General features: G+C 70.8%; 19 protein-coding genes. 12 read left to right on the forward strand and 7 right to left on the reverse strand.

Annotation, left to right across the window (positions count from 1 at the left end):
• The 5 genes from EYA84_RS09740 to EYA84_RS09760 form a co-directional block, all read left to right on the forward strand.
• Positions 1-1,165: TldD/PmbA family protein (locus EYA84_RS09740; protein WP_131052707.1), on the forward strand; the 1,165-nt coding region annotated here is incomplete at its 5' end.
• Between the two features lie 129 nt (positions 1,166-1,294).
• A complete protein-coding gene (locus tag EYA84_RS09745) occupies positions 1,295-2,689 on the forward strand; it encodes a TldD/PmbA family protein (RefSeq protein ID WP_131052708.1) in 1,395 nt (464 codons plus the stop codon).
• Positions 2,690-2,959: 270 nt separating this feature from the next.
• Positions 2,960-3,772, forward strand: a complete 813-nt coding sequence (locus EYA84_RS09750) for a hypothetical protein (RefSeq protein WP_131052709.1) — start codon at positions 2,960-2,962, stop codon at positions 3,770-3,772.
• 11 nt (positions 3,773-3,783) lie between these two features.
• Positions 3,784-5,733: a fumarate reductase/succinate dehydrogenase flavoprotein subunit gene (locus EYA84_RS09755; protein ID WP_131052710.1), complete on the forward strand. Its 1,950-nt coding sequence runs from the start codon at positions 3,784-3,786 to the stop codon at positions 5,731-5,733.
• 3 nt (positions 5,734-5,736) lie between these two features.
• Positions 5,737-6,807 (forward strand): succinate dehydrogenase/fumarate reductase iron-sulfur subunit, encoded by a 1,071-nt coding sequence (locus EYA84_RS09760; protein ID WP_131052711.1) that lies wholly within the window; start codon positions 5,737-5,739, stop codon positions 6,805-6,807.
• 104 nt (positions 6,808-6,911) lie between these two features.
• Here EYA84_RS09760 and EYA84_RS09765 read toward each other — a convergent pair whose 3' ends face one another.
• Both EYA84_RS09765 and EYA84_RS09770 read right to left on the reverse strand, forming a co-directional pair.
• Positions 6,912-8,192, reverse strand: coding sequence for an ATP-grasp domain-containing protein (locus EYA84_RS09765; RefSeq protein ID WP_131052712.1), 1,281 nt, complete (start codon positions 8,190-8,192; stop codon positions 6,912-6,914).
• A 102-nt stretch (positions 8,193-8,294) separates the two neighbouring features.
• Entirely contained in the window at positions 8,295-8,768 is a 474-nt protein-coding gene (locus tag EYA84_RS09770) for a (deoxy)nucleoside triphosphate pyrophosphohydrolase (protein ID WP_131052713.1), read from the reverse strand.
• A gap of 182 nt (positions 8,769-8,950) precedes the next feature.
• Here EYA84_RS09770 and EYA84_RS09775 point away from each other — a divergent pair, with 182 nt between their 5' ends.
• On the forward strand, positions 8,951-9,274 hold the full coding sequence (locus EYA84_RS09775) for a 4a-hydroxytetrahydrobiopterin dehydratase (protein WP_131052714.1): 324 nt from the start codon (positions 8,951-8,953) through the stop codon (positions 9,272-9,274).
• 25 nt (positions 9,275-9,299) lie between these two features.
• Here the strand turns inward: EYA84_RS09775 and EYA84_RS33850 are convergent, their stop codons facing one another.
• Positions 9,300-9,431 (reverse strand): hypothetical protein, encoded by a 132-nt coding sequence (locus EYA84_RS33850; RefSeq protein ID WP_255446605.1) that lies wholly within the window; start codon positions 9,429-9,431, stop codon positions 9,300-9,302.
• A gap of 14 nt (positions 9,432-9,445) precedes the next feature.
• Here EYA84_RS33850 and EYA84_RS09780 point away from each other — a divergent pair, with 14 nt between their 5' ends.
• From EYA84_RS09780 to EYA84_RS09790, 3 genes are all read left to right on the forward strand, one after another.
• Positions 9,446-9,808 (forward strand): PH domain-containing protein, encoded by a 363-nt coding sequence (locus tag EYA84_RS09780; RefSeq protein ID WP_131052715.1) that lies wholly within the window; start codon positions 9,446-9,448, stop codon positions 9,806-9,808.
• A 226-nt stretch (positions 9,809-10,034) separates the two neighbouring features.
• Positions 10,035-10,772 carry a class I SAM-dependent methyltransferase gene (locus tag EYA84_RS09785; protein WP_131052716.1) on the forward strand — a complete coding sequence of 246 codons (738 nt, stop codon included), beginning with the start codon at positions 10,035-10,037 and terminating at the stop codon, positions 10,770-10,772.
• A 288-nt stretch (positions 10,773-11,060) separates the two neighbouring features.
• Positions 11,061-11,783, forward strand: a complete 723-nt coding sequence (locus EYA84_RS09790) for a vancomycin high temperature exclusion protein (RefSeq protein WP_131052717.1) — start codon at positions 11,061-11,063, stop codon at positions 11,781-11,783.
• A 20-nt stretch (positions 11,784-11,803) separates the two neighbouring features.
• Here EYA84_RS09790 and EYA84_RS09795 read toward each other — a convergent pair whose 3' ends face one another.
• The 4 genes from EYA84_RS09795 to EYA84_RS09810 all read right to left on the reverse strand — a co-directional run bounded on the left by EYA84_RS09795 (position 11,804) and on the right by EYA84_RS09810 (position 15,218).
• Positions 11,804-12,742, reverse strand: coding sequence for a hypothetical protein (locus tag EYA84_RS09795; RefSeq protein ID WP_131052718.1), 939 nt, complete (start codon positions 12,740-12,742; stop codon positions 11,804-11,806).
• A 210-nt stretch (positions 12,743-12,952) separates the two neighbouring features.
• Positions 12,953-13,564 carry a hypothetical protein gene (locus EYA84_RS09800; protein WP_131052719.1) on the reverse strand — a complete coding sequence of 204 codons (612 nt, stop codon included), beginning with the start codon at positions 13,562-13,564 and terminating at the stop codon, positions 12,953-12,955.
• A gap of 35 nt (positions 13,565-13,599) precedes the next feature.
• A complete protein-coding gene (gene ychF, locus EYA84_RS09805; RefSeq protein WP_131052720.1) occupies positions 13,600-14,685 on the reverse strand; it encodes a redox-regulated ATPase YchF in 1,086 nt (361 codons plus the stop codon).
• A gap of 47 nt (positions 14,686-14,732) precedes the next feature.
• Positions 14,733-15,218 (reverse strand): hypothetical protein, encoded by a 486-nt coding sequence (locus EYA84_RS09810; RefSeq protein WP_131052721.1) that lies wholly within the window; start codon positions 15,216-15,218, stop codon positions 14,733-14,735.
• Positions 15,219-15,449: 231 nt separating this feature from the next.
• On the opposite strand from EYA84_RS09810, the gene EYA84_RS09815 reads away from it, so the two are divergent.
• The 3 genes from EYA84_RS09815 to EYA84_RS09825 all read left to right on the forward strand — a co-directional run.
• A complete protein-coding gene (locus EYA84_RS09815) occupies positions 15,450-17,054 on the forward strand; it encodes a DNA-3-methyladenine glycosylase 2 family protein (protein ID WP_131052722.1) in 1,605 nt (534 codons plus the stop codon).
• The gene (locus EYA84_RS09820) at positions 17,051-17,605 is read left to right on the forward strand and encodes a methylated-DNA--[protein]-cysteine S-methyltransferase (protein WP_131052723.1); all 555 of its coding nucleotides are present in this window, start codon (positions 17,051-17,053) and stop codon (positions 17,603-17,605) included. Before EYA84_RS09815 ends, EYA84_RS09820 begins: the two co-directional genes overlap by 4 nt.
• Before the next feature lie 238 nt (positions 17,606-17,843).
• Positions 17,844-19,597 (forward strand): ABC transporter ATP-binding protein (locus EYA84_RS09825; protein WP_131052724.1); only part of this gene is annotated, 1,754 nt, incomplete at its 3' end.

The raw sequence follows: 19,597 nt of genomic DNA on the forward strand, positions 1-19,597 counted from the left end.
GGTGCCCGGCCCCCCGGTGGACCTGGTGCCGTCGACGCCGACCACGGCGAGCTGGGCCTCGCCGTGCGAGGTGGATCCGCTCGGCGTCTCGCTGGCCGCCAAGGGTGACCTGCTGGTGGCCGCGACCCGCACGATGGCCGAGCACGGCGCGGACCTGACCGAGGGCCTCTACCAGGTCTGGGACACCTCGAAGTGGTTCGTCTCCAGCGAGGGCCACCGCATCGACCAGCACATCCGCGAGTGCGGCGCGGGCATCTCGGCCACCTCCGTCGGCGACGGCGAGACGCAGCGCCGGTCCTGGCCGAGCTATCGCGGGCAGTACGGCACCACCGGCTGGGAACTGGTCGACTCACTGGACCTGACCGCGCACGCGGCCCGCATCGCGGAGGAGTCCCGGGCGCTGCTGACCGCGCCGCTCTGCCCGGCCGGCGAGACCGACCTGATCCTCGGCGGCGAGCAGTTGGCGCTCCAGATCCACGAGTCGGTCGGGCACGCCATCGAACTCGACCGCATCCTCGGGTGGGAGGCGGCCTTCGCCGGCACGTCCTGGCTGGACCTCGACCGGCTCGGCTCGCTGCGGTACGGCTCCGACCTGATGAACATCACCATCGACCCGACCATCCCCGGCGCGCTGGGCAGCTTCGGCTACGACGACGAGGGCTCACCGGCGGTCCGGCGTGACGCGGTCCGGGACGGGCGGTGGGTGGGCGTGCTGGCCGGCCGGGACTCGGCCGCCGTCGCGGGCCTGGACTACGGCGGCAGCGTACGCGCCGACGGCTGGGCCCGGCTGCCGATGGTGCGGATGACCAACGTGGGCCTGGAACCCGGCCCGCACACCCTGGAGGAGATCGTCGCCGCCACCGACGAGGGGGTGCTGATGGACGTCAACCGGTCGTGGTCGATCGACGACAAGCGGCTCAACTTCCAGTTCGGCTGCGAGATCGGCTGGGAGATCCGCAACGGCCGGCGCGGGCGGATGGTCCGCAATCCCACGTACACCGGCATCGGGCCGCAGTTCTGGCGCTCGATGGACATGCTCTCCTCCGAGATCGTCCCCTGGGGCACCCCGAACTGCGGCAAGGGCCAGCCGGGCCAGACCGGCCACACCGGCCATCCGGCGGCACCGGCCCGCTTCCGCGGCGTCCGGGTAGGAGTGCGCGCATGAGCGAGCGAATCATCAGGCTCAGCCAAAATGACGACACGCAGCGAAGCGGAGTGGCGTCATGAACGAGCGCAGCGAGCGAATCATCAGGCTCAGCCAAAATGACGACACGCAGCGAAGCGGAGTGGCGTCATGAACGAGCTGGATCTGGCCGGGCGGGTGGTGGAGTTGGTCGCCCGGCTGGGCGGGACGGACGCCCAGGCCGAGGTGACGGTGTCCCGGGGCGAGCTGGCGTTGACCCGGTTCGCGAACTCGGCGATCCACCAGAACGTCGCCGAGTCCGCCGTGGAGGTCCGGCTGCGGCTGCACCTGGCGGGGCGTACCGCCACCGGGGTGGGCAGCGCGGTCAGCACCGACGGGTTGCGCGCGCTGGTGGAGCGGGTGGTGGCGGCGACCCGCTTCACGCCGCCCGACCGGGGCTGGCCCGGCCTGACCCCGCCGACGACGATGCCGGCACCGGCGCTCTGGGACGTCGCCACCGCCGACGCCGGTCCGGACGAGCGGGCCGATCTGGTGCGGGCCTTCGTCGACGCGGCCGACGGGTTGGAGACGGCCGGCTACTGCCGCACCGCCCACCGGTCGGTGGCGTTCGCCAACTCGGCCGGACACTCGGCGCAGGGTCGCACGGCGGAGGCCGCGATGGACGGGATCGCCCGGGCCGGTGGCGCGGACGGGATGGCCCGGCACTGCGTCGACCGGCTGGCCGACCTCGACGGCGCCGCTCTCGGGCGACGGGCCGCCGCGAAGGCCCGGGCGGCCCTGGACCCGATCGAGTTGGCGCCGGGGCGGTACCCGGTGGTGCTGGAGCCGGCCGCGGTGGCGGACCTGTTGCAGAACCTCGCCTGGTACGGCTTCAACGGCAAGCGGTACGCCGAGCGGCAGTCGTTCGCCGAGCCCGGAACGGCGCAGCTCGACCCGGCGGTGACACTCGTCGACGATCCGCTCGGCGCCAGCGGGTTGCCGTTCGACCTGGAGGGCACGCCGACCGGCACGGTGACCCTGGTGGACGCGGGCACCACCACGGCGGTGGCACACGACCGGCGTAGCGCCGCCGAGTCGGGCACCACCTCGACCGGTCACGCCGCGCCCGGCAGCGCCACGTTCGGTCCGATGCCGCGCAACCTGCGGCTGGTCCCGTCCGGTCGGGCCGAGGCGGTGGAGACGGTCGGGGCGACGGTGCCGCCGAGCGGGGCGGTGGTGGACGCCGACACCGCGGCCCTGGTCTCCCGGATGGGGCGTGGCCTGCTGGTCAGCGACCTCTGGTACACCCGGGTGCTCGATCCGAAGAGTCTCGTGGTGACCGGGCTGACCCGTAACGGGGTCTGGCTGGTCGAGGAGGGTCGGGTCACCCGCGCGGTCCGGGACCTGCGCTTCACCGAGTCGTACCCCCGGGCGCTGGCGCCGGGCGGGGTGCTGGAGGTGGGGCGCCGGGCGGTACGCCAGCCGGACCGCTTCGACGGTGTCTGGCGGGAGGCGCCGTCGCTGCGGTTGGCCGCGTGGAACTTCACCGGCGGGGCGTCCGGCTGACCAGCTCATCGGCCGTTTGTCGATCTTTTTCGGACGCTCACATATTGATCATGGCGAGAGACTTTCCAAAGTTCGGGACACACGGGACACTGCCTTGCGCGGACGGCCCGCCTAGATCGGCGTAACGTGTGTCACTTAGCTGCGCCGACAAACCCGGTGCGGTCGTTGGTGTGCGCATGACGTGGCACGTGGGCGCGGGATGACCGGTCCGCCTGCCGACCGGAAGTGTTCCGCCGCCCGTGACAGGGCCCCGTCAGGGAGACGACGCGAATGACATCATCGGCAACGAAACCGAAACCGCGGGGGGCGCGGGCACGTGCCGCCATCGCGGCGAAGACGTTGCGTACGGACCGTTGGTGGCTCGCGCCACTGATCACCGTCATCGGGCTCGGTGCGTGGATCACGTACGCGACGGTCCGGGTCTTCATGCACCGGTGGTACTGGGTCGAGGAGTACCACTACCTGACCCCGTTCTACTCCCCCTGCGTGACCGACCGGTGCATTCCGGAGGCGTCGCACTTCGGGCAGTACCTGCCGGGCTGGTGGATCATCCCGGACGCCGCGTTCACCCTGCCGTTCCTGCTGCTGTTCCGGCTCACCTGCTACTACTACCGCAAGGCGTACTACCGGTCGTTCTGGCTCTCGCCGCCGGCCTGCGCGGTGCCCGACGGTCACGCCAGCTACGGCGGCGAGACCCGGTTCCCGCTGATCGTGCAGAACTCGCACCGGTACTTCTTCTACTTCGCCGCGATCATCTCGTTGATCAATACCTGGGACGCGATCGCCGCCTTCCGCAGTCCCGAGGGCTTCGGCTTCGGCCTGGGCAACCTGATCCTGGTCGGCAACGTGGTGATGCTCTGGGCGTACACCATCTCCTGCCACTCCTGCCGGCACATCATCGGCGGACGGCTCAAGAACTTCTCCAAGCATCCGGTCCGCTACCGGGCCTGGGGCTTCGTCTCCTGGCTGAACGTCCGGCACATGCAGCTCGCCTGGATCACCCTCGGCACGTTGGCGCTGACCGACTTCTACGTCATGTCGATCGCCGCCGGGTGGATCTCCGACCTGCGGTTCATCAACTAAGGGCCCCCGACATGACCAATCCTCAGCACGGACCGAGCACCACCACCCGCATCGAGCGACACCACTACGACGTCGTCGTGATCGGGGCCGGCGGCGCCGGCCTGCGCGCGGCGATCGAGGCGCGGCTGGCCGGCAAGAAGACCGCCATCATCTCCAAGTCGCTGTTCGGCAAGGCGCACACGGTGATGGCCGAGGGCGGCGCCGCGGCGGCCATGGGAAACGTGAACAGCCGGGACAACTGGCAGGTGCACTTCCGGGACACCATGCGCGGCGGCAAGTTCCTGAACAACTTCCGGATGGCGGAGCTGCACGCGAAGGAGTCGCCGCAGCGGATCTGGGAGCTGGAGACGTACGGGGCGTTGTTCGACCGTACGAAGGACGGCAAGATCTCGCAGCGCAACTTCGGCGGCCACGAGTACCCCCGGTTGGCGCACGTCGGCGACCGGACCGGCCTGGAGCTGATCCGCACCCTCCAGCAGAAGATCGTCTCCCTGCAGCAGGAGGACAAGCGCGACCACGGCTCGTACGACGCCCGGATCAAGGTCTTCGCCGAGACCACCATCACCGAACTGCTGCTCGACGGTGACCGGGTCGCCGGCGCGTTCGGCTACTACCGGGAGTCCGGGGAGTTCGTCCTCTTCGAGGCGCCCGCCGTGGTGCTCGCCACCGGCGGCGTCGGTCGCTCCTACAAGGTCACCTCGAACTCGTGGGAGTACACCGGGGACGGCCACGCGCTGGCGCTGCGTGCCGGGGCGACCCTGATCAACATGGAGTTCCTCCAGTTCCACCCCACCGGCATGGTCTGGCCGGTCTCGGTCAAGGGCATCCTGGTCACCGAGTCGGTACGCGGTGACGGCGGCGTGCTCAAGAACTCCGAGGGCAAGCGGTTCATGTTCGACTACGTCCCCGACGTCTTCCGCAAGCAGTACGCGGAGACCGAGGAGGAGGCGGACCGCTGGTACACCGACCCGGACAACAACCGGCGCCCGCCGGAGCTGCTGCCCCGCGACGAGGTGGCCCGGGCGATCAACACCGAGGTCAAGGAGGGGCGGGGCACCCCGGCCGGCGGCGTCTACCTGGACATCGCCTCCCGACTGCCGGCCGAGGAGATCCGTCGCCGCCTGCCGTCGATGCACCACCAGTTCAAGGGCCTGGCCGACGTCGACATCACCAAGGAACCGATGGAGGTCGGCCCGACCTGCCACTACGTGATGGGCGGCATCGAGGTCGACCCGGACAGCGGTGCCGCGCACGGATCGGTGCGGGGCCTGTTCGCCGCCGGTGAGGTCTCCGGCGGGATGCACGGCTCGAACCGGCTGGGCGGCAACTCCCTCTCCGACCTGCTGGTCTTCGGCAAGCGCGCGGGTGGCCACGCGGCCACCTACCTCGACCAGCTCGGCGGGCGCCCCCGGGTGGCCGTGGAGGCGGTGGAGCACGCGGTGGAGACCGCGCTGGCCCCGCTGCACCGGGACACCGGCGAGAACCCGTACACCCTCCAGCAGGACCTCCAGGCGGTGATGGGCGACCTGGTCGGCATCATCCGGCGGGAGGCCGAACTGGAGGACGCGCTGGTCCGGCTGGCCGAGCTGCGCGAGCGGGTGGCGAAGGTCAGCGCCTCCGGCGGCCGGCGTTACAACCCCGGCTGGCACCTCGCGCTGGACCTGCGCAACATGCTGGTCGTGTCGGAGTGCACCGCCAAGGCGGCGTTGGAACGCCGCGAGTCGCGCGGCGGCCACACCCGCGAGGACCACCCGACGATGGATCCGCAGTGGCGCCGGGTCAACCTGGTCTGCTCGCTGGAGGGCGACACCGTCCGGCTGGAGCGCAAGCCGCTGCCGAAGATGCGGACCGAACTGATCGGCCTCTTCGACCGCGCGGAGCTGGCCAAGTACCTGACCGACGAGGAACTGGCCGAGTTCGACGCCGTCGCCGCCGCTGACGCTGCCGGGAAGGAGAGCTGAGGAATGGGTACGAAGCGCAACTTCCGGATCTGGCGGGGTGACGCCGACGGGGGTGACCTGCAGGACTACGCCATCGAGGTGAACGAGGGCGAGGTGGTCCTCGACGTGCTCCACCGCCTGCAGGCGACCGACGCGCCCGACCTGGCGTGCCGGTGGAACTGCAAGGCGGGCAAGTGCGGCTCCTGTTCGATGGAGATCAACGGGATGCCGAAGCTCAGCTGCATGGCCCGGATGTCGACGTTCGAGGAGAACGAGACGGTCACGGTGACGCCGCTGCGCACCTTCCCGGTGATCCGGGACCTGGTCACCGACGTGTCGTTCAACTACGAGAAGGCGCGCGAGACCCCGGCCTTCGCACCCCCGGCCGACCTGGCCCCCGGCGACTACCGGATGCAGCAGGTCGACGTGGAGCGCTCGCAGGAGTTCCGCAAGTGCATCGAGTGTTTCCTGTGCCAGAACGTCTGCCACGTGATCCGTGACCACGACGAGAACAAGCCGGCGTTCTCCGGGCCGAGGTACTTCATCCGGGCCGCCGAGCTGGACATGCACCCGCTGGACACCAGGACCGACCGCAAGGAGTACGCGCAGACGGAACAGGGTCTCGGCTTCTGCAACATCACCAAGTGCTGCACCGAGGTCTGCCCCGAGCACATCAAGATCACCGACAACGGGATCATCCCCATGAAGGAACGGGTCGTCGATCGCAGGTATGATCCACTCGTATGGCTCGGTAGCAAGATCTTCCGGAGGGGTCAGGTGCCTCAGACCAGCGTGACCAGCGAACACACCCCGGGCGCCGTGCGCTCCAGCGCCAGCGGCCACGGCGTGCACTCGCACGCGGGCGGCTCCCACGACACCGACGCCGAGGTGCAGGCCCAGCAGGGCGTCAACTGGCACCGCGAGGTGCCCCGGCCGACCGCCCCGGCGGTCGACGCGAGCGGCAAGCTGCCGCTGACGGAGCTCACCTTCGACCGGGCGGCGGCACCCTCGCCCTTCGGCGACGACGTGACCTTCCCGCTGCCCCCGGAGCACCTCAACTTCGCGCATCCGGAGCAGGACGACAAGAAGCACTGACACCCGTTTCGACCGGGGGGCCGTGGCATCCGCCACGGCCCCCCGCTTCGTTCCCGCGCCATGGCCATGCGATCTCCACGTCGACGGCCGTGGTCGCCGTCGGCTCAGATCGCGTGTTCGGCACCGACCTCGGCCGGCACCCGCTTCGCTATCCGCAGGTTCAGCTTCCACGCGGCCCGCTGGGCAAGACCGACCGCCTCCTCGGCGCTGGCGGCGCTGGCCCGCACCTGCGCGACCCGGGAACCCGAGTCGGAGAGCAGCTCCACCGGGGCACCGACCTGGACCAGTGCGGTGACCTCGACCGACGGACCCAGGGCCTGGGCGTCCTCGACACCGTCCAACCCGGCGAAGATCCCCGCCTCCGGCGCAGTCACGAACCAGATCGCCTCGCTGGTGCCGCTCGGCTCGGCGTTGCGCAGCCGCTCCTGCACCGGCTCGCCGAGCACCAGGTCGATCGAGGCCGCCGACATGTCCACCCCGCTGACGATCGACGCCATCCGCCCGATGTCGTCACCACCGAGACGGGCGTTGACCTCCACGATCCGGGGTCCGTCCGAGGTCAGGACGACCTCGGTGTGGGCGGGACCGTCGGTGAACCCGAGGGCGTCGAGCATCCTGACGACGTACGCGCGCACCACCTCGGCCTCCGCGTCGGGGATCTGCGCCGGCACCACGTGCCCGAGTTCGACGAACGTCTCCGGGTGGGAGAACTTCTGGGTGATCGCGAGCACCGAGGTGACTCCGTGCTGACTGATCGACTCGACGCTGAACTGCGGCCCGGACAGGAAGGGCTCGACGATCACGCGGCGGTTGGCGCGGTCGGGATCGATCGGTGACTCCTGGTCGGACGCCCGTCGTAGCGCCGCGGCCAGGTCACTGCCCCGGGTCACCTTCGACACGCCCAGGCTTCCGCAACCGGCGGCCGGCTTCACGATCCAGGCGGCCTCCGGGTGCCCCGCCCCGACGATCGCGGTCAACTCGGCGAGGCTCTCGACGGTGCGGGCTCGGACGTTCTCGACGCCGGCCTCGGCCAGGTGGGTCCGCATCGACTCCTTGTCCACGATGCGCCGGACCACCGAGAGCGGCGGCACGCCGGGCAGGTCGAGTGCCGTGGCGATGCGCGCCGCCAGCACGGTGAGCGGCTCACCCAGGCAGGCGACGGCGTCGAACGGGTCGACCGCGTGGATGGTCCGGACCATCTCGACGACCAGGTCGTCGGGCTCGTCACCCTGGATCGCGAGGACGCGCGCGTGGTGTCCGAGACTGCCGAACCAGGTCAGGAGTTCGCGGGAGGTGACGAAGGTGGTGCGGGTCTGCGGGCGGTGCGCCAGGAACGCGCCGTTGCCGCCACCCACCAGGAGGACATGAGAGGGCCGTCCGCTCATCAATGCTCCGCATACTCTCGGCTACCGGGAGTCACAGTCTCCGCACTGGCACCGTTCGGCACCATCGTCTGACCATCGGTAACACCTGACGCGTACGGCGGGTTACCTCTCGGATGCCGGCCCGTCGGGCGGGGCGTCGGCGGATCCGAGCAGCGGACGGAGGGCGGCGACGATGGGGGCGTCGGCGGGCAGCCAGGTGACGGTGTCCAGCTCGGCGGCGGAGAGCCAGCGCATCCCCGAGTGCTCCAACGCCTGCGGTCGGTCACCGTGCAGCAGGCGGGCCGCGTACACCTTGAGCACCGAGCGGCCGTGTGCCATCCGGACGCTGCGGCCGACCCGGTCGCCGACCTCGACGCGTACGCCGAGTTCCTCGGCGCACTCCCGGGCCAACGCCGCCGTCTCGCTCTCCCCCGGCTCCACCTTCCCGCCAGGGAATTCCCACATGCCGGCGACCTCGGGTGGGGCCGATCGGGCACAGGCCAGCACTCGCCCGTCCTCGATGATGGCCGCCCCGACGATCACCTTCGGGTCCCTGCGGGCAACCTGCCCGCCACCATTAGCCCGTTCGGTCCGCACGGGCGTCCAGCGTGCCAGATCAATCGGCGGTTTGGGTAGCCTGGTCGACCGTCAGGGCAGGAATCCCAAGAAGTGTGGGCGTGGACACACCATCCGAGTGACGTAAGACTAGAGGCACCGACAAGACACGGGGCGGCGACGATTTGGCCACAAGCCGGCAACGAAGCCTGGGAGGTGCGGTGATGCGTGCGCTGTTCGGCGGTCGAGCAAAGCACGACTACCTCAGCGACGCCCTCACCCTACTCAACGGGTGGACGCGCGAGGGCGACCAGATTCGGCGCACTCTGGTCATAGACGACACGCAGCACGCGGCCCTGACCGAACGGGTCAAGGTGGTCGCTGACGCGCTGCACCTGCGACCGGAGATCAGCCGGCGGGCCGACCACACCCAGATCCGGGTCGGGCACCACGACGAGCCCCTCACCGAGGGTGAGGTCCTGCTGGCCGCCCGGATCGAGGACGCCTACCGCGCGGTCGCGGAGCCGGGCGAGGACCGCCTGGGCTGATCCGGCGGCCCCCGACAGCCGCGCGTCAGACGTCGGCATCCTGCAACTGCACAACTCCCGCCAGAGCCTGCTGGACGGCACGATCGACATCCTCGTCGCCGCGTCCGGGACGCCCCGACGGACTTACCTGGCGGATCTTGTGGTTGGCGTCGGCCACCTACCGTGGAGTACATGACGAACGCGACGTACGACCGCAAGGAGCAGTTCCAGCAGATCCAGAGTGGCCTGCTCGACGGGGAACAGATCATCGCCGTCTACGACGCCGTCGGCACCGGCACCGGGTTCATCGGGCTGACCGACCGGCGCGTGATCATCCAGGACCGTTCGTTCGTCGGCAAGAAGTACGCGATCACCAGCATCCCGTACTCGAAGATCACCAGCGTGAGCGTGGTCAGCAACAAGTCCTGGGGCGGCTCGTTCTTCTCCACCGGCGCCATCGCCATCCACGTCGGCACGCACACCTACGAGGTGGAGTTCCGGGGCGACCAGAAGAGCCACCACGTGCACAACGTGATTCTGCACTACATCAGCTGACGACGGCCGACGCGGCACCCACGCGCCGGAAAACGGGTTGCCCGCCGCCATCGAGCCCGCTTGGCTGGTCCTCAGCCGATCGAAGGGAGCGACCGACATGAGGTACGCCACGACGCACGTCCAGCGACCCACAGTCACCGACTCCGTCGAAACGAGGCTTCGTGAGTACGTGGTTTCCCACGATCGAGGCGCCGCACGGCGCCGCTAGCAGCACCGGAGGCCGCTGATGTCGGTCTTCGACGACCCGGGGCACTTCGGCCGGTTCTGGGCCGACACCTACGACCTGCCCGGTGGACTGCCCGACCCGATGCCGGCTGCGGCGTTCCTCGCCGACCTGGCCGGTGACGGTCGGGCGCTGGAACTCGCCATCGGCACCGGCCGGGTGGCCCTCCCGCTCGCCGCGCACGGCTGCGCCGTCGAGGGGGTGGAGGGGTCACCCGAGATGGTCGCGAAACTGCGCGACAAGCCGGGCGGCGCCGACGTCCCGGTCGCCATCGGCGACATGGCGGACGTACCCGGAGTCACCGGGCCGTACCGACTGGTGTTCCTGGTCTTCAACACGCTGTTCAACCTGACCCGCGCGGAACGGCAGGCGGACTGCTTCCGCAACGTCGCGCGGGTGCTGGAACCGGGCGGGACGTTCGTCATCGAGACGTACGTGCCCGACCCGGCGGGCATCGACCGGGACGAGCAGGTCCAGCCCTGGGAGGTGACCGAGGACTCGGTCGCCATCCGGCTGCACCGGTACGACCGTGCGGCGCAGACGTTCCTGCGGCAGACCGTCACCTTCGACGGCACCGGAGTACACCTGCACCCGTTCGCCATGCGGTACATGTGGCCGGAGCAGATCGACGAGATGGCGGCCCAGGCCGGCTTCCACCTCGCCGAACGGTACGCCGACTGGGACCGCTCGGCGTTCGGGGCGGACAGCACCTCGCACATCTCCGTCTACCGGCTCGGCTGACGACCGGTGCGGGCACGGGACGGCCGTCGTGCCGCTTCGTGCCCGCACCACCCACCGGTCCGGACGGGTACGTCGGGCCCGGAAGCTCGCCCCCTGCGGCCCCTGTCGAGCTGAACCGTTCAGCGCATCACCCAGGCCGGCGGCTCGCACCGAGTGGGCCGATCGATGATCCGTTCGCGCCATCAGCTCGACAGCGTCCATATCCCTATACCGACGCCACCCTCTGCACCAGCCATCCACGTGCCGGCGCGGGGAGTGGCCTCGCCACGGGCTGGGATAATCGATCACATGCCGATCCGTACCGCCGTGTCAGCCGGACTGCGCCGGGTCAGGGAGAACGGCCGGGGCCGCTGGCTGCGCCGGGCGGTGCTCGCCGGCACGGCCGGCGTGGTGCTGGTCACGACCGGAGCCTGGGCCAGCATCGGTTGGATCCGTTCCGGCGCCGACGGGCACACGTACACCGCCGAGGCGGTGCCCGAGGCCCCCGTCGCCCTGGTGCTGGGCACCCGGGTCCAGCCGGACGGCACCCCGTCGCCGTTCCTCAGCGCCCGCCTGGAGATCGCCCGCGAGTTGTACGCCACCGGCAAGGTGCGGGCGATCCTCGTCTCCGGCGACAACATGCGCCACGACTACAACGAACCCGAGGCGATGCAACGTTGGCTGGTCGACCGGGGCGTACCCGCTGACAAGGTGGTGCTCGACTACGCCGGATTCGACACGTACGACTCCTGCGCCCGCGCCAAGCGGGTCTTCGGCGTGGAGCGCGCGACCGTGGTCACCCAGTCGTTCCACCTGGACCGGGCCGTCACGGTCTGCCGTCACCTCGGCGTCGACGCCAACGGTGTGGGCGACGAGACGATGCGGGAGCTGAACAACCGGACCTGGCGGATCAGCTCGACCCGCGAGTACGGCGCGGGTCTGAAGGCGGCGGTGGACGTCCTCTCCGGCCGTGACCCGGTGCACCTGGGCGAGCGCGAGACCGCCCTCGACGACGCGCTGCGCGCCGGCTGACACGCCGCCGCACCGGTGCCTCAGGAGAAGTTCGTCGGATAGACGCGCCGCTTGGCGCCGGTCTGCTGAGCGGCGGTCGCCTGCCGCTGCGCCACCGGGATCTGGGCGACCATCGGCGGCGGCGCGACCTTCGTCAACGGTCCGGGTACGGCCAGTTCCTCGACCACCTGGATCTGGCCCGGCGGGATCACCTCCAGGGTCTGAAAGTTGTTGCTGTCACCGCTCTTGTCCTGGCGCCACCGGTCGTTACCGGTGATGCTCGCCTCCGGCACGTCGAAGCTGAGGACGAGGCCGCCGCACTCCGCCACGTCCCGGAGGGCGGGCTCGTGTTCTTTCATTCCCATGGCCCACTCGGTGTGCTGCCGCGCGTAGGAGAGCGCCACCTCGAAGCTGAGCGTGACGGTGTGCCAGCCCTGGTCCTTGTACTCCGCAGCGACGATGTGTTTCTCCCACCGCTTGCAGCCGATACCGCCACCGGCCTTGCCCGGGTCGAGTCCCACAGCCGAGATGCTGCCGGGCCCGGAATAGAAGTTCTCCCGGTTGGTGCCCTGGTAGAAGCGGCAGATCCCCGGAGGTGCGGGAGCCGGTGCCGGATTCGCCAACCGCCACAGGTGCCCCTGTCGCGTGTTGAACGCCTGGAGCGCGACCGGGTCGCCCACATCCACGGCGAGCTCGTGCAGGCGGGCGGCCAGCCGGTAGAGGATCAGCTTGTCGGCGATGGCGCCGAGCGCCGGACCGGCGTACGTGACGGAGAGAACGATCATGTTGGCAACCGGGAGGTAGTCGCTGCCGACCGGGGTGTCGAGAAGCCCGACACTCAGCGGCGCGGGCTGACCGGCATCGAGTGACGCCACGGCGTCGGCGACCAGCTGGTCCGTCCCGGCCAACTGGTGGAGTCGCGCGGTCAGTCCCGGGTGCGCGGGTGGGGGTGCCGGAAGGGCGCCTGGGGTGGGTTGCATACTCGCGACCCTAGGCCGAACAATCACCCTCTGTCACAACTCGATCGCGAAGCAGACTGACAGATCGCCACGTTGGAAGAGCGTGGCAGTGTGGCTGTTCGACACGCCGGGTCCAGAGCAGCTGCACTGCCACGACCCGGGCCGAACTCAGGCAATCACGTGGAAGTCCATCGGGCTACGTGACCGGGCACCGTCAGGCGGCGCGGCCGGTCAGCGACGCCGCATCCAGCTCGGAACTGGCGGCACCGAGACTCGCAACGGCCCGCGTCGGTCGCGGATGTACGTCGCGTAGTCCGAGAAATGGCGGCGGCGACCCAGGTAGTGCGGGTAGTGGTCGAAATGCCACCGGCAGTCCTCAAGGAAGTCGGTGTGGTCATCCAGCCCGAGGCGGGCACATGTCCGAGCGAAATCGTCCAAGCCGATCATCATCTCGGCGCACTGGGCGGGCGTCGCGCCATCGGCACCCCACAGCACCCCGGCCGGGAGTTCGTGAACCACGTAGTCAAGCCATTCGCGGTCATGGCGGTAGCGGGCCTGGTCGTCGTCGGCCAAGGCGATCACCAGGCTCTGCTCGCCCTCGGTGGTCTCGATCCCGTCCGGCAGCATCACGACCATCTCGCCGCCGTCGACACTCCCCGCCCCAGCCTCGATCCAGAACTCGATCGGGAAACGCGATCGCGCCGTCACGGTGAGCGTCGTGAGGACGGGCACCTCCGCGACGATGCGATGGTGACGCCCTCGGGCGTCGCGAACGGACGCCTCGACCCAGCCGGGAAAGTCGTCCGAGTGCCAACGCACAGCCACCGCCCTCAGCTTCACCATGGAGCGAAGCCTAGGTGGCAGACGTTGGACCAGGATCAGACGTTGAAGCGGAACTCCACCACGTCGCCGTCCTGCATCACGTACTCCTTGCCCTCGATGCGGACCTTGCCCGCCGACTTCGCCGCCGCCATCGAACCGGCCGCGACCAGATCGGTGTAGGAGACCACCTCGGCCTTGATGAAGCCGCGCTGGAAGTCGGAGTGGATCACCCCGGCGGCCTCCGGCGCGGTCGCGCCGACCGCGACGGTCCAGGCCCGTGCCTCCTTGGGGCCGGCGGTGAGGTACGTCTGGAGGCCGAGCGTGCGGAAACCGACGCGGACCAGCTGGTCCAGCCCCGGCTCCGACTGCCCGATCGACTCCAGCAGCTCGCGGGCCTCCTCCTCGGGCAGGTCCACCAGCTCCGACTCGATCTTGGCGTCCATGAAGACCGCCTCGGCCGGGGCGACCAGCGCCCGCAACTCGTCGAGGAACTCGGCGTTGTTGAGCTCGGCCTCGTCGACGTTGAAGACGTAGAGGAACGGCTTGGTGGTGAGCAGGTGCAGCTCCCGCAGGTGCTCCAGCTCGATCTTGGCTGCCGCCGCGCCCGCGTACAGGGTGGTGCCGCCGTCCAGGACCTCGACGGCCTGCTTGGCGGCGGTCACCGCGGCGGCCCGGTCCTTGCGGAGCTTGGCCTCCTTCTCCAACCGGGGCAGCGCCTTCTCCAGCGTCTGCAGGTCGGCGAGGATCAGCTCGGTGTTGATCGTCTCGATGTCGTCGGCCGGGGAGACCTTGCCGTCGACGTGCACCACGTTCGGGTCGGAGAAGGCCCGCACCACCTGGCAGATCGCCGAGGCGTCGCGGATGTTGGCGAGGAAGGCGTTGCCCCGCCCCTGCCCCTTGGAGGCGCCCCGCACCAGGCCGGCGATGTCGACGAACGACACCGGCGCGGGAAGCACCTTCTGCGAGTCGAAGATCTCGGCGAGCTTGACCAGCCGCTCGTCCGGCAGCCCGACCACGCCGACGTTGGGCTCGATCGTCGCGAACGGGTAGTTCGCGGCGAGCACGTCGTTCTTGGTCAGCGCGTTGAACAGGGTGCTCTTGCCGACGTTGGGCAGGCCGACGATGCCGATGGTGAGACTCACGACGAGCCAGCTTACGCCGTTACCCGCCGACCACGGTCAGCGGTGGGTCAGCTTCGCCGGCTCGGGCCCGCCTGCCGGGGCACCAGCGTGTCGACCCGCAGCGAACCCGGAGCCAGCTCGGCCTCGGCGGCCAGCGGCAGCGTGAACCGGGCGTTCGCGGTCGGGTCGGCACCGTGCGACTCGCCGAGCATCCAGTGCACCTCGTCGGCCGTCCAGCCCAACGTCGACCGGGTGGCGATCTCCCGGAGCAGTCGCAGTGCGGCGCGGGTGTCGTCGTCGTAGAAGCGCATGCACCAGTGGTGCACCCACATGCCCAGGGCCCGTACGCCGTCGTGGTCCAGCGACCGCAGCAGGCGCCCGCAGGCGGTGTCGCCGAAGGCGCGCCCCGGGTCGTCGGCACGGTCCCGCTCGATGGCGCCGACCGCCGCCGGGGCGACGACGCGCATCCGCTCGTAGAAGCGTTGGACGACAGCCTCGTCCAGCGGGGGGTGTCCCTGCCTCGACGCCGATGCCCGACCCGCCACGCTCGCCATCACCGCGCCCCTTCTTGAGTTGGTGGCCGCACGCTACCGACCACAACCGACACTTTCCCCGCGCCCACGTCGCACCCGTGCCCACCATCCCGCCACTCGCCGCAGCTCGCAGCGGGTATGGATGTAAGGAAGGGACCCTTCCTATACACGAGGCGTTAGTAGGGGACCCCTCCTTGCACCGGGTCCGAATTCCGCCAGCCGGAGGTCGGCGGGAGGCGCATCATCGGTGACGTGGATCTGGACTTCGAGCGGTGCTACCGGGCTGTCGACAGCCGCGACCAGCGGTTCGACGGCTGGTTCTACACCGGCGTGACCTCGACCGGGATCTACTGCCGGCCGTCCTGTCCGGCGGTGACCCCGAAGCGGCGCAACGTCCGGTTCTTCCCGTCCTCGGCGGCGGCCCAGCGGGCCGGACTGCGTGCCTGCCGACGGTGCCGGCCGGACGCCTCCCCCGGCTCGCCCGAGTGGGACGTCCGTGCCGACGTGGTGGGCCGGGCGATGCGGTTGATCGCCGACGGCGTGGTGGACCGCGACGGCGTGCCGGGGCTGGCGTCCCGGCTCGGGTACACCGAACGGCACCTGCACCGGATGCTCCGGGCGGAACTCGGCGCGGGGCCGCTGGCGCTGGCCCGGGCGCAACGGGCCCAGACCGCCCGAACGCTGATCGAGACCACCGGACTGGGCCTGGCCGAGATCGCCTTCGCCGCCGGTTTCGGCAGCGTCCGGCAGTTCAACGACACCGTCCGCGAGGTCTTCGGCGTACCCCCGTCCCAGTTGCGCAGTGTCCGCAGGTCCGACGCGGGCGGTGCGGGGACGGTCACCGTGCGGTTGGCGTACCGTCCGCCGCTGCACGCCGCCGCACTGCTCGACTTCCTGGCCCAACGGACGCTGCCCGGGGTGGACGAGGTGCGCGACGGGGCGTACCGCCGGGGGTTGCGGCTGCCCCACGGCCCCGGCGAGGCCGTGTTGACCCCTGCGGACGGGTACGTCGTGGCCACGCTGCGACTGACCGATCTGCGGGATCTCGCCCCGGCGGTGGCCCGGTGCCGGCACCTGTTCGACCTCGACGCCGACCCGGTCGCGGTCGACCAGACCCTGGGTGCCGATCCGGCGCTGGCCGGCGCGGTGGCTACCGAGCCCGGCATCCGTGTCCCGCACGCGGTGGACGGCTTCGAGACGGTCGTCCGGGCGATCGCCACCCAGCAGGTCTCGCTCGCCTCGGCCCGCACCACGCTCACCCGGCTGCTCGCCGCGATCTCCGACGCCCCGCCCGACACGGGCACCCTCAGCACAGGCACGCCCGGCACGCGGACGCGCGGCGTGGGCGGCCGACCCGAGCCAGGCACCAGAGCCCAAGCCGGCACCAAGGCCGAGGCAGACAGGATCGAAGCAGGCGACGGGCCGGGGGCAGGTGACAGTGGTTACGACGACGACCGCCTGCGGGAGCGGCAGGGCTGGCTGCGCGGGTTCCCGACGGCGGAGGAGATCCTGCGGGTGCCCGACGCGGGTTTCCGGATGCCGGTGGGCCGGCGCGAGACGATCCGGCGGGTGGCCCGGGCGGTCGTCGACGGCGGACTCGACCTGGCACCCGGCGGCGACCGGCAGGAGACCGCACGGCGGTTGACCGCGACGTCGGGCATCGGCCCGTGGACGGCGGGCTACCTGGCGATGCGCGCGCTCGGCGACCCGGACGCGTTCCTTCCCACCGACCTGGCGGTCCGTCGGGGAGCTGCCGCCCTCGGCCTGCCCGACGACCCGACGGCCCTCGACGCGTACGCCACCGCATGGCGCCCCTGGCGCTCGTACGCGGTGATCCGACTCTGGAGAGCAGCATGAACCCGACCTTGGAGAAGAGTGTGAACCCCACCTCGCAGAGCCCGGCCGACCCGACCGTCGACTACGCCACCGTGAAAACTCCGGCCGGTCCGCTCACCATCCTCACCGGTCCGGACGGCGCGGTACGGTCCGCCGGTTTCACCGCCGACCCGGCACTCCTGCTGCCGCTGATCCATCCGCGCCTGCGGGGCACCCTTCGGCAGCATCGGGACCTCGGCCCGGTCACCGACGCCGTCACCCGGTACCTCGACGGTGACCTGACCGCGATCGACGCGGTGCCGGTCGAGCAGTACACCGACGGGGTGTTCCTGGCCCACGCCTGGCAGGTGCTGCGGGAGGTGAAGCCGGGTGAGCCGGTCACCTACACCGCGTACGCGGGACTGGCCGGACGCCCCGCCGCGATCCGCGCCGCCGCAGCGGCCTGTGCCCGTAATGCCGCTGCCCTCTTCGTCCCGTGTCACCGGGTGCTGCGCACCGACGGGACGCTGGGCGGATACCGCTGGGGACTGCCGGTGAAGGAGTGGCTGCTGGCGCACGAGGGAGGCCGTTGAGGCGCGGGCCCGACCCGCTCGCCGCGAGCCGCGCCAGTGCTGACGGCCGGCTGGCGGAAGGGGCCCGGGCGGCGGAACAGCAGGCGGTGGTTCTCGATGACCGCGATCGCCCCATCCTGACAGCCGGAGTGGCTGCCCGCAGCCCCGGACGCTCCCCTGTGGACAACCGTCCGACAGGGCAACATAGCTGACAACAAACCGACACCGGTGACCCGGCGTTTGCCGCTACCGTCGGGTAGTGGCTGCGGGGAGCGACGGCGGCCCGACCGACCGGGGCGAGGTCGGACGACATCCGCTGCGGAACCTGTGGCGGCTGCGCCGCTACCTGCGCCCACACGCCACCGAGTTCGCCTGGCTGATGCTGGCCGGGCTCGCCGCCACCGGCGCGGGCATCGCCGTGCCACTGGTGGCGCAACGGGTGGTCGACGGTCCGGTGGCCGCGCAGGATCTGCCAGGGCTGCTCAGGCTCGGCGCGCTCGCGCTGGCGCTCGGGCTGGCCGAAGCCGTGCTGATCTTCATTCGACGGTGGGTGCAGTCGTCGTCCTCGGTGGCGATGGAGGCGACCATCCGCGCCGACGTCTACGCCCATCTGCAACGACTACCGGCCAGCTTCCACGACCGGTGGCCGTCCGGTCAGCTGCTGTCCCGGATCACCAGCGACCTGTCCGTGCTGCGCAGGTTCCTCTCCTTCGGGCTGTTCTTCCTCATCCTCAACCTGGTCACCTACCTGGTCGTCGTGGTGCTGCTGATCCGGCTGCACCCGGTCCTGGGGTTGCTGGTGGCGGCCAGCGCGGTGCCGCTGTTCCTGATCGCCCGCCGCTTCGGCCGGCACTACCACACCGCGTCCCGACGGATGCAGGACCAGCAGGGCGACGTCGCCACGCTGGTCGAGGAGACCGCGCAGGGGCTGCGGACCATGAAGGCGTACGGGCGGGGACCGCAGTTGACGGCCCGGTTCGCGGGTGGCACCCGGGCGTTGCACGACACCGGGGTGGGCAAGGGGCGGCTGCTCGCCCGTACCTCCGCCCTGCTCGACCTGGTGCCCAACCTGACGCTCGGCGTGGTGCTGGTGGCGGGCGCGGCGGCCGTCGCCACCGGCCGGCTCACCATCGGTCAGCTCGTCGCGTTCGTCAGCCTCCAGCTCATGCTGATCTGGCCGGTGCAGTCGCTGGGTTGGATCATCGCCAACGGGCAGGAGGCGGCCACCGCCGCCGACCGCATCCAGGAGGTGTTGGACACCGCACCGGGCATCGTCGACGCGCCGGGTGCGGTGGCCCTCTCCGGTCCGGCGGTACGCGGGCGGCTGCGCTTCGAGGCAGTGACGTTCCGCTACCCGGGCAGCACCGCCGCCGTGCTGCGCGGCATCGACCTGACCGTGGAGCCGGGCGAGACGCTCGCCGTGGTCGGTGCCACCGGCAGCGGCAAGAGCACACTGCTGTCGCTGGTGCCCCGACTGCACGACGCGACGGGCGGCCGGATCACGCTGGACGGGCACGACCTGCGGGACCTGGGGCTGGCCTCGTTGCGTGGGCTGGTCGGGATGGCCTTCGAGGAGCCGACGCTCTTCTCCATGTCGGTCTGGGAGAACCTCACCCTGGGTCGGCCCGACGCCGGGGAGGACGAGGTCCGGGCGGCACTCACGCTGGCCCAGGCCGAGTTCGCGTACGACCTGCCGTGGGGTCTGCGGACCCGGCTCGGTGAGCAGGGGCTCTCCCTCTCCGGCGGCCAGCGGCAGCGGTTGGCGCTGGCCCGGGCGGTGCTCGTCCGGCCCGCCGTGCTCGTCCTCGACGATCCGCTCTCCGCGCTCGACGTGCACACCGAGGCGCTTGTCGAGTCGGCGCTGAAGCGGGTGCTGCGCGACACCACCGCGCTCCTGGTGGTGCACCGGCCGTCCACGATCGCCCTCGCCGACCGGGTCGCGTTGCTGGAGCAGGGCCGGATCACCGCGATCGGCCCGCACGCCGAACTGCTGGCCCTGTCTCGTATCCACAT

The organism is Verrucosispora sp. SN26_14.1, from assembly GCF_004307965.1.
GTDB lineage: Bacteria > Actinomycetota > Actinomycetes > Mycobacteriales > Micromonosporaceae > Micromonospora.

What these genes read in the sequence shown, in the direction of transcription:
- EYA84_RS09795 (WP_131052718.1), bottom strand. Translation starts at nt 12,742, where the DNA reads ATGCAACCCACCCCAGGCGCCCTTCCGGCACCCCCACCCGCGCACCCG.
- EYA84_RS09780 (WP_131052715.1), top strand. Translation starts at nt 9,446, where the DNA reads ATGACGAACGCGACGTACGACCGCAAGGAGCAGTTCCAGCAGATCCAG.
- EYA84_RS09810 (WP_131052721.1), bottom strand. Translation starts at nt 15,218, where the DNA reads ATGGCGAGCGTGGCGGGTCGGGCATCGGCGTCGAGGCAGGGACACCCC.
- EYA84_RS09790 (WP_131052717.1), top strand. Translation starts at nt 11,061, where the DNA reads ATGCCGATCCGTACCGCCGTGTCAGCCGGACTGCGCCGGGTCAGGGAG.
- EYA84_RS09775 (WP_131052714.1), top strand. Translation starts at nt 8,951, where the DNA reads ATGCGTGCGCTGTTCGGCGGTCGAGCAAAGCACGACTACCTCAGCGAC.
- EYA84_RS09765 (WP_131052712.1), bottom strand. Translation starts at nt 8,192, where the DNA reads ATGAGCGGACGGCCCTCTCATGTCCTCCTGGTGGGTGGCGGCAACGGC.
- EYA84_RS09755 (WP_131052710.1), top strand. Translation starts at nt 3,784, where the DNA reads ATGACCAATCCTCAGCACGGACCGAGCACCACCACCCGCATCGAGCGA.
- EYA84_RS09800 (WP_131052719.1), bottom strand. Translation starts at nt 13,564, where the DNA reads ATGGTGAAGCTGAGGGCGGTGGCTGTGCGTTGGCACTCGGACGACTTT.
- EYA84_RS09745 (WP_131052708.1), top strand. Translation starts at nt 1,295, where the DNA reads ATGAACGAGCTGGATCTGGCCGGGCGGGTGGTGGAGTTGGTCGCCCGG.
- EYA84_RS09760 (WP_131052711.1), top strand. Translation starts at nt 5,737, where the DNA reads ATGGGTACGAAGCGCAACTTCCGGATCTGGCGGGGTGACGCCGACGGG.
- EYA84_RS09820 (WP_131052723.1), top strand. Translation starts at nt 17,051, where the DNA reads ATGAACCCGACCTTGGAGAAGAGTGTGAACCCCACCTCGCAGAGCCCG.
- EYA84_RS09750 (WP_131052709.1), top strand. Translation starts at nt 2,960, where the DNA reads ATGACATCATCGGCAACGAAACCGAAACCGCGGGGGGCGCGGGCACGT.
- EYA84_RS09785 (WP_131052716.1), top strand. Translation starts at nt 10,035, where the DNA reads ATGTCGGTCTTCGACGACCCGGGGCACTTCGGCCGGTTCTGGGCCGAC.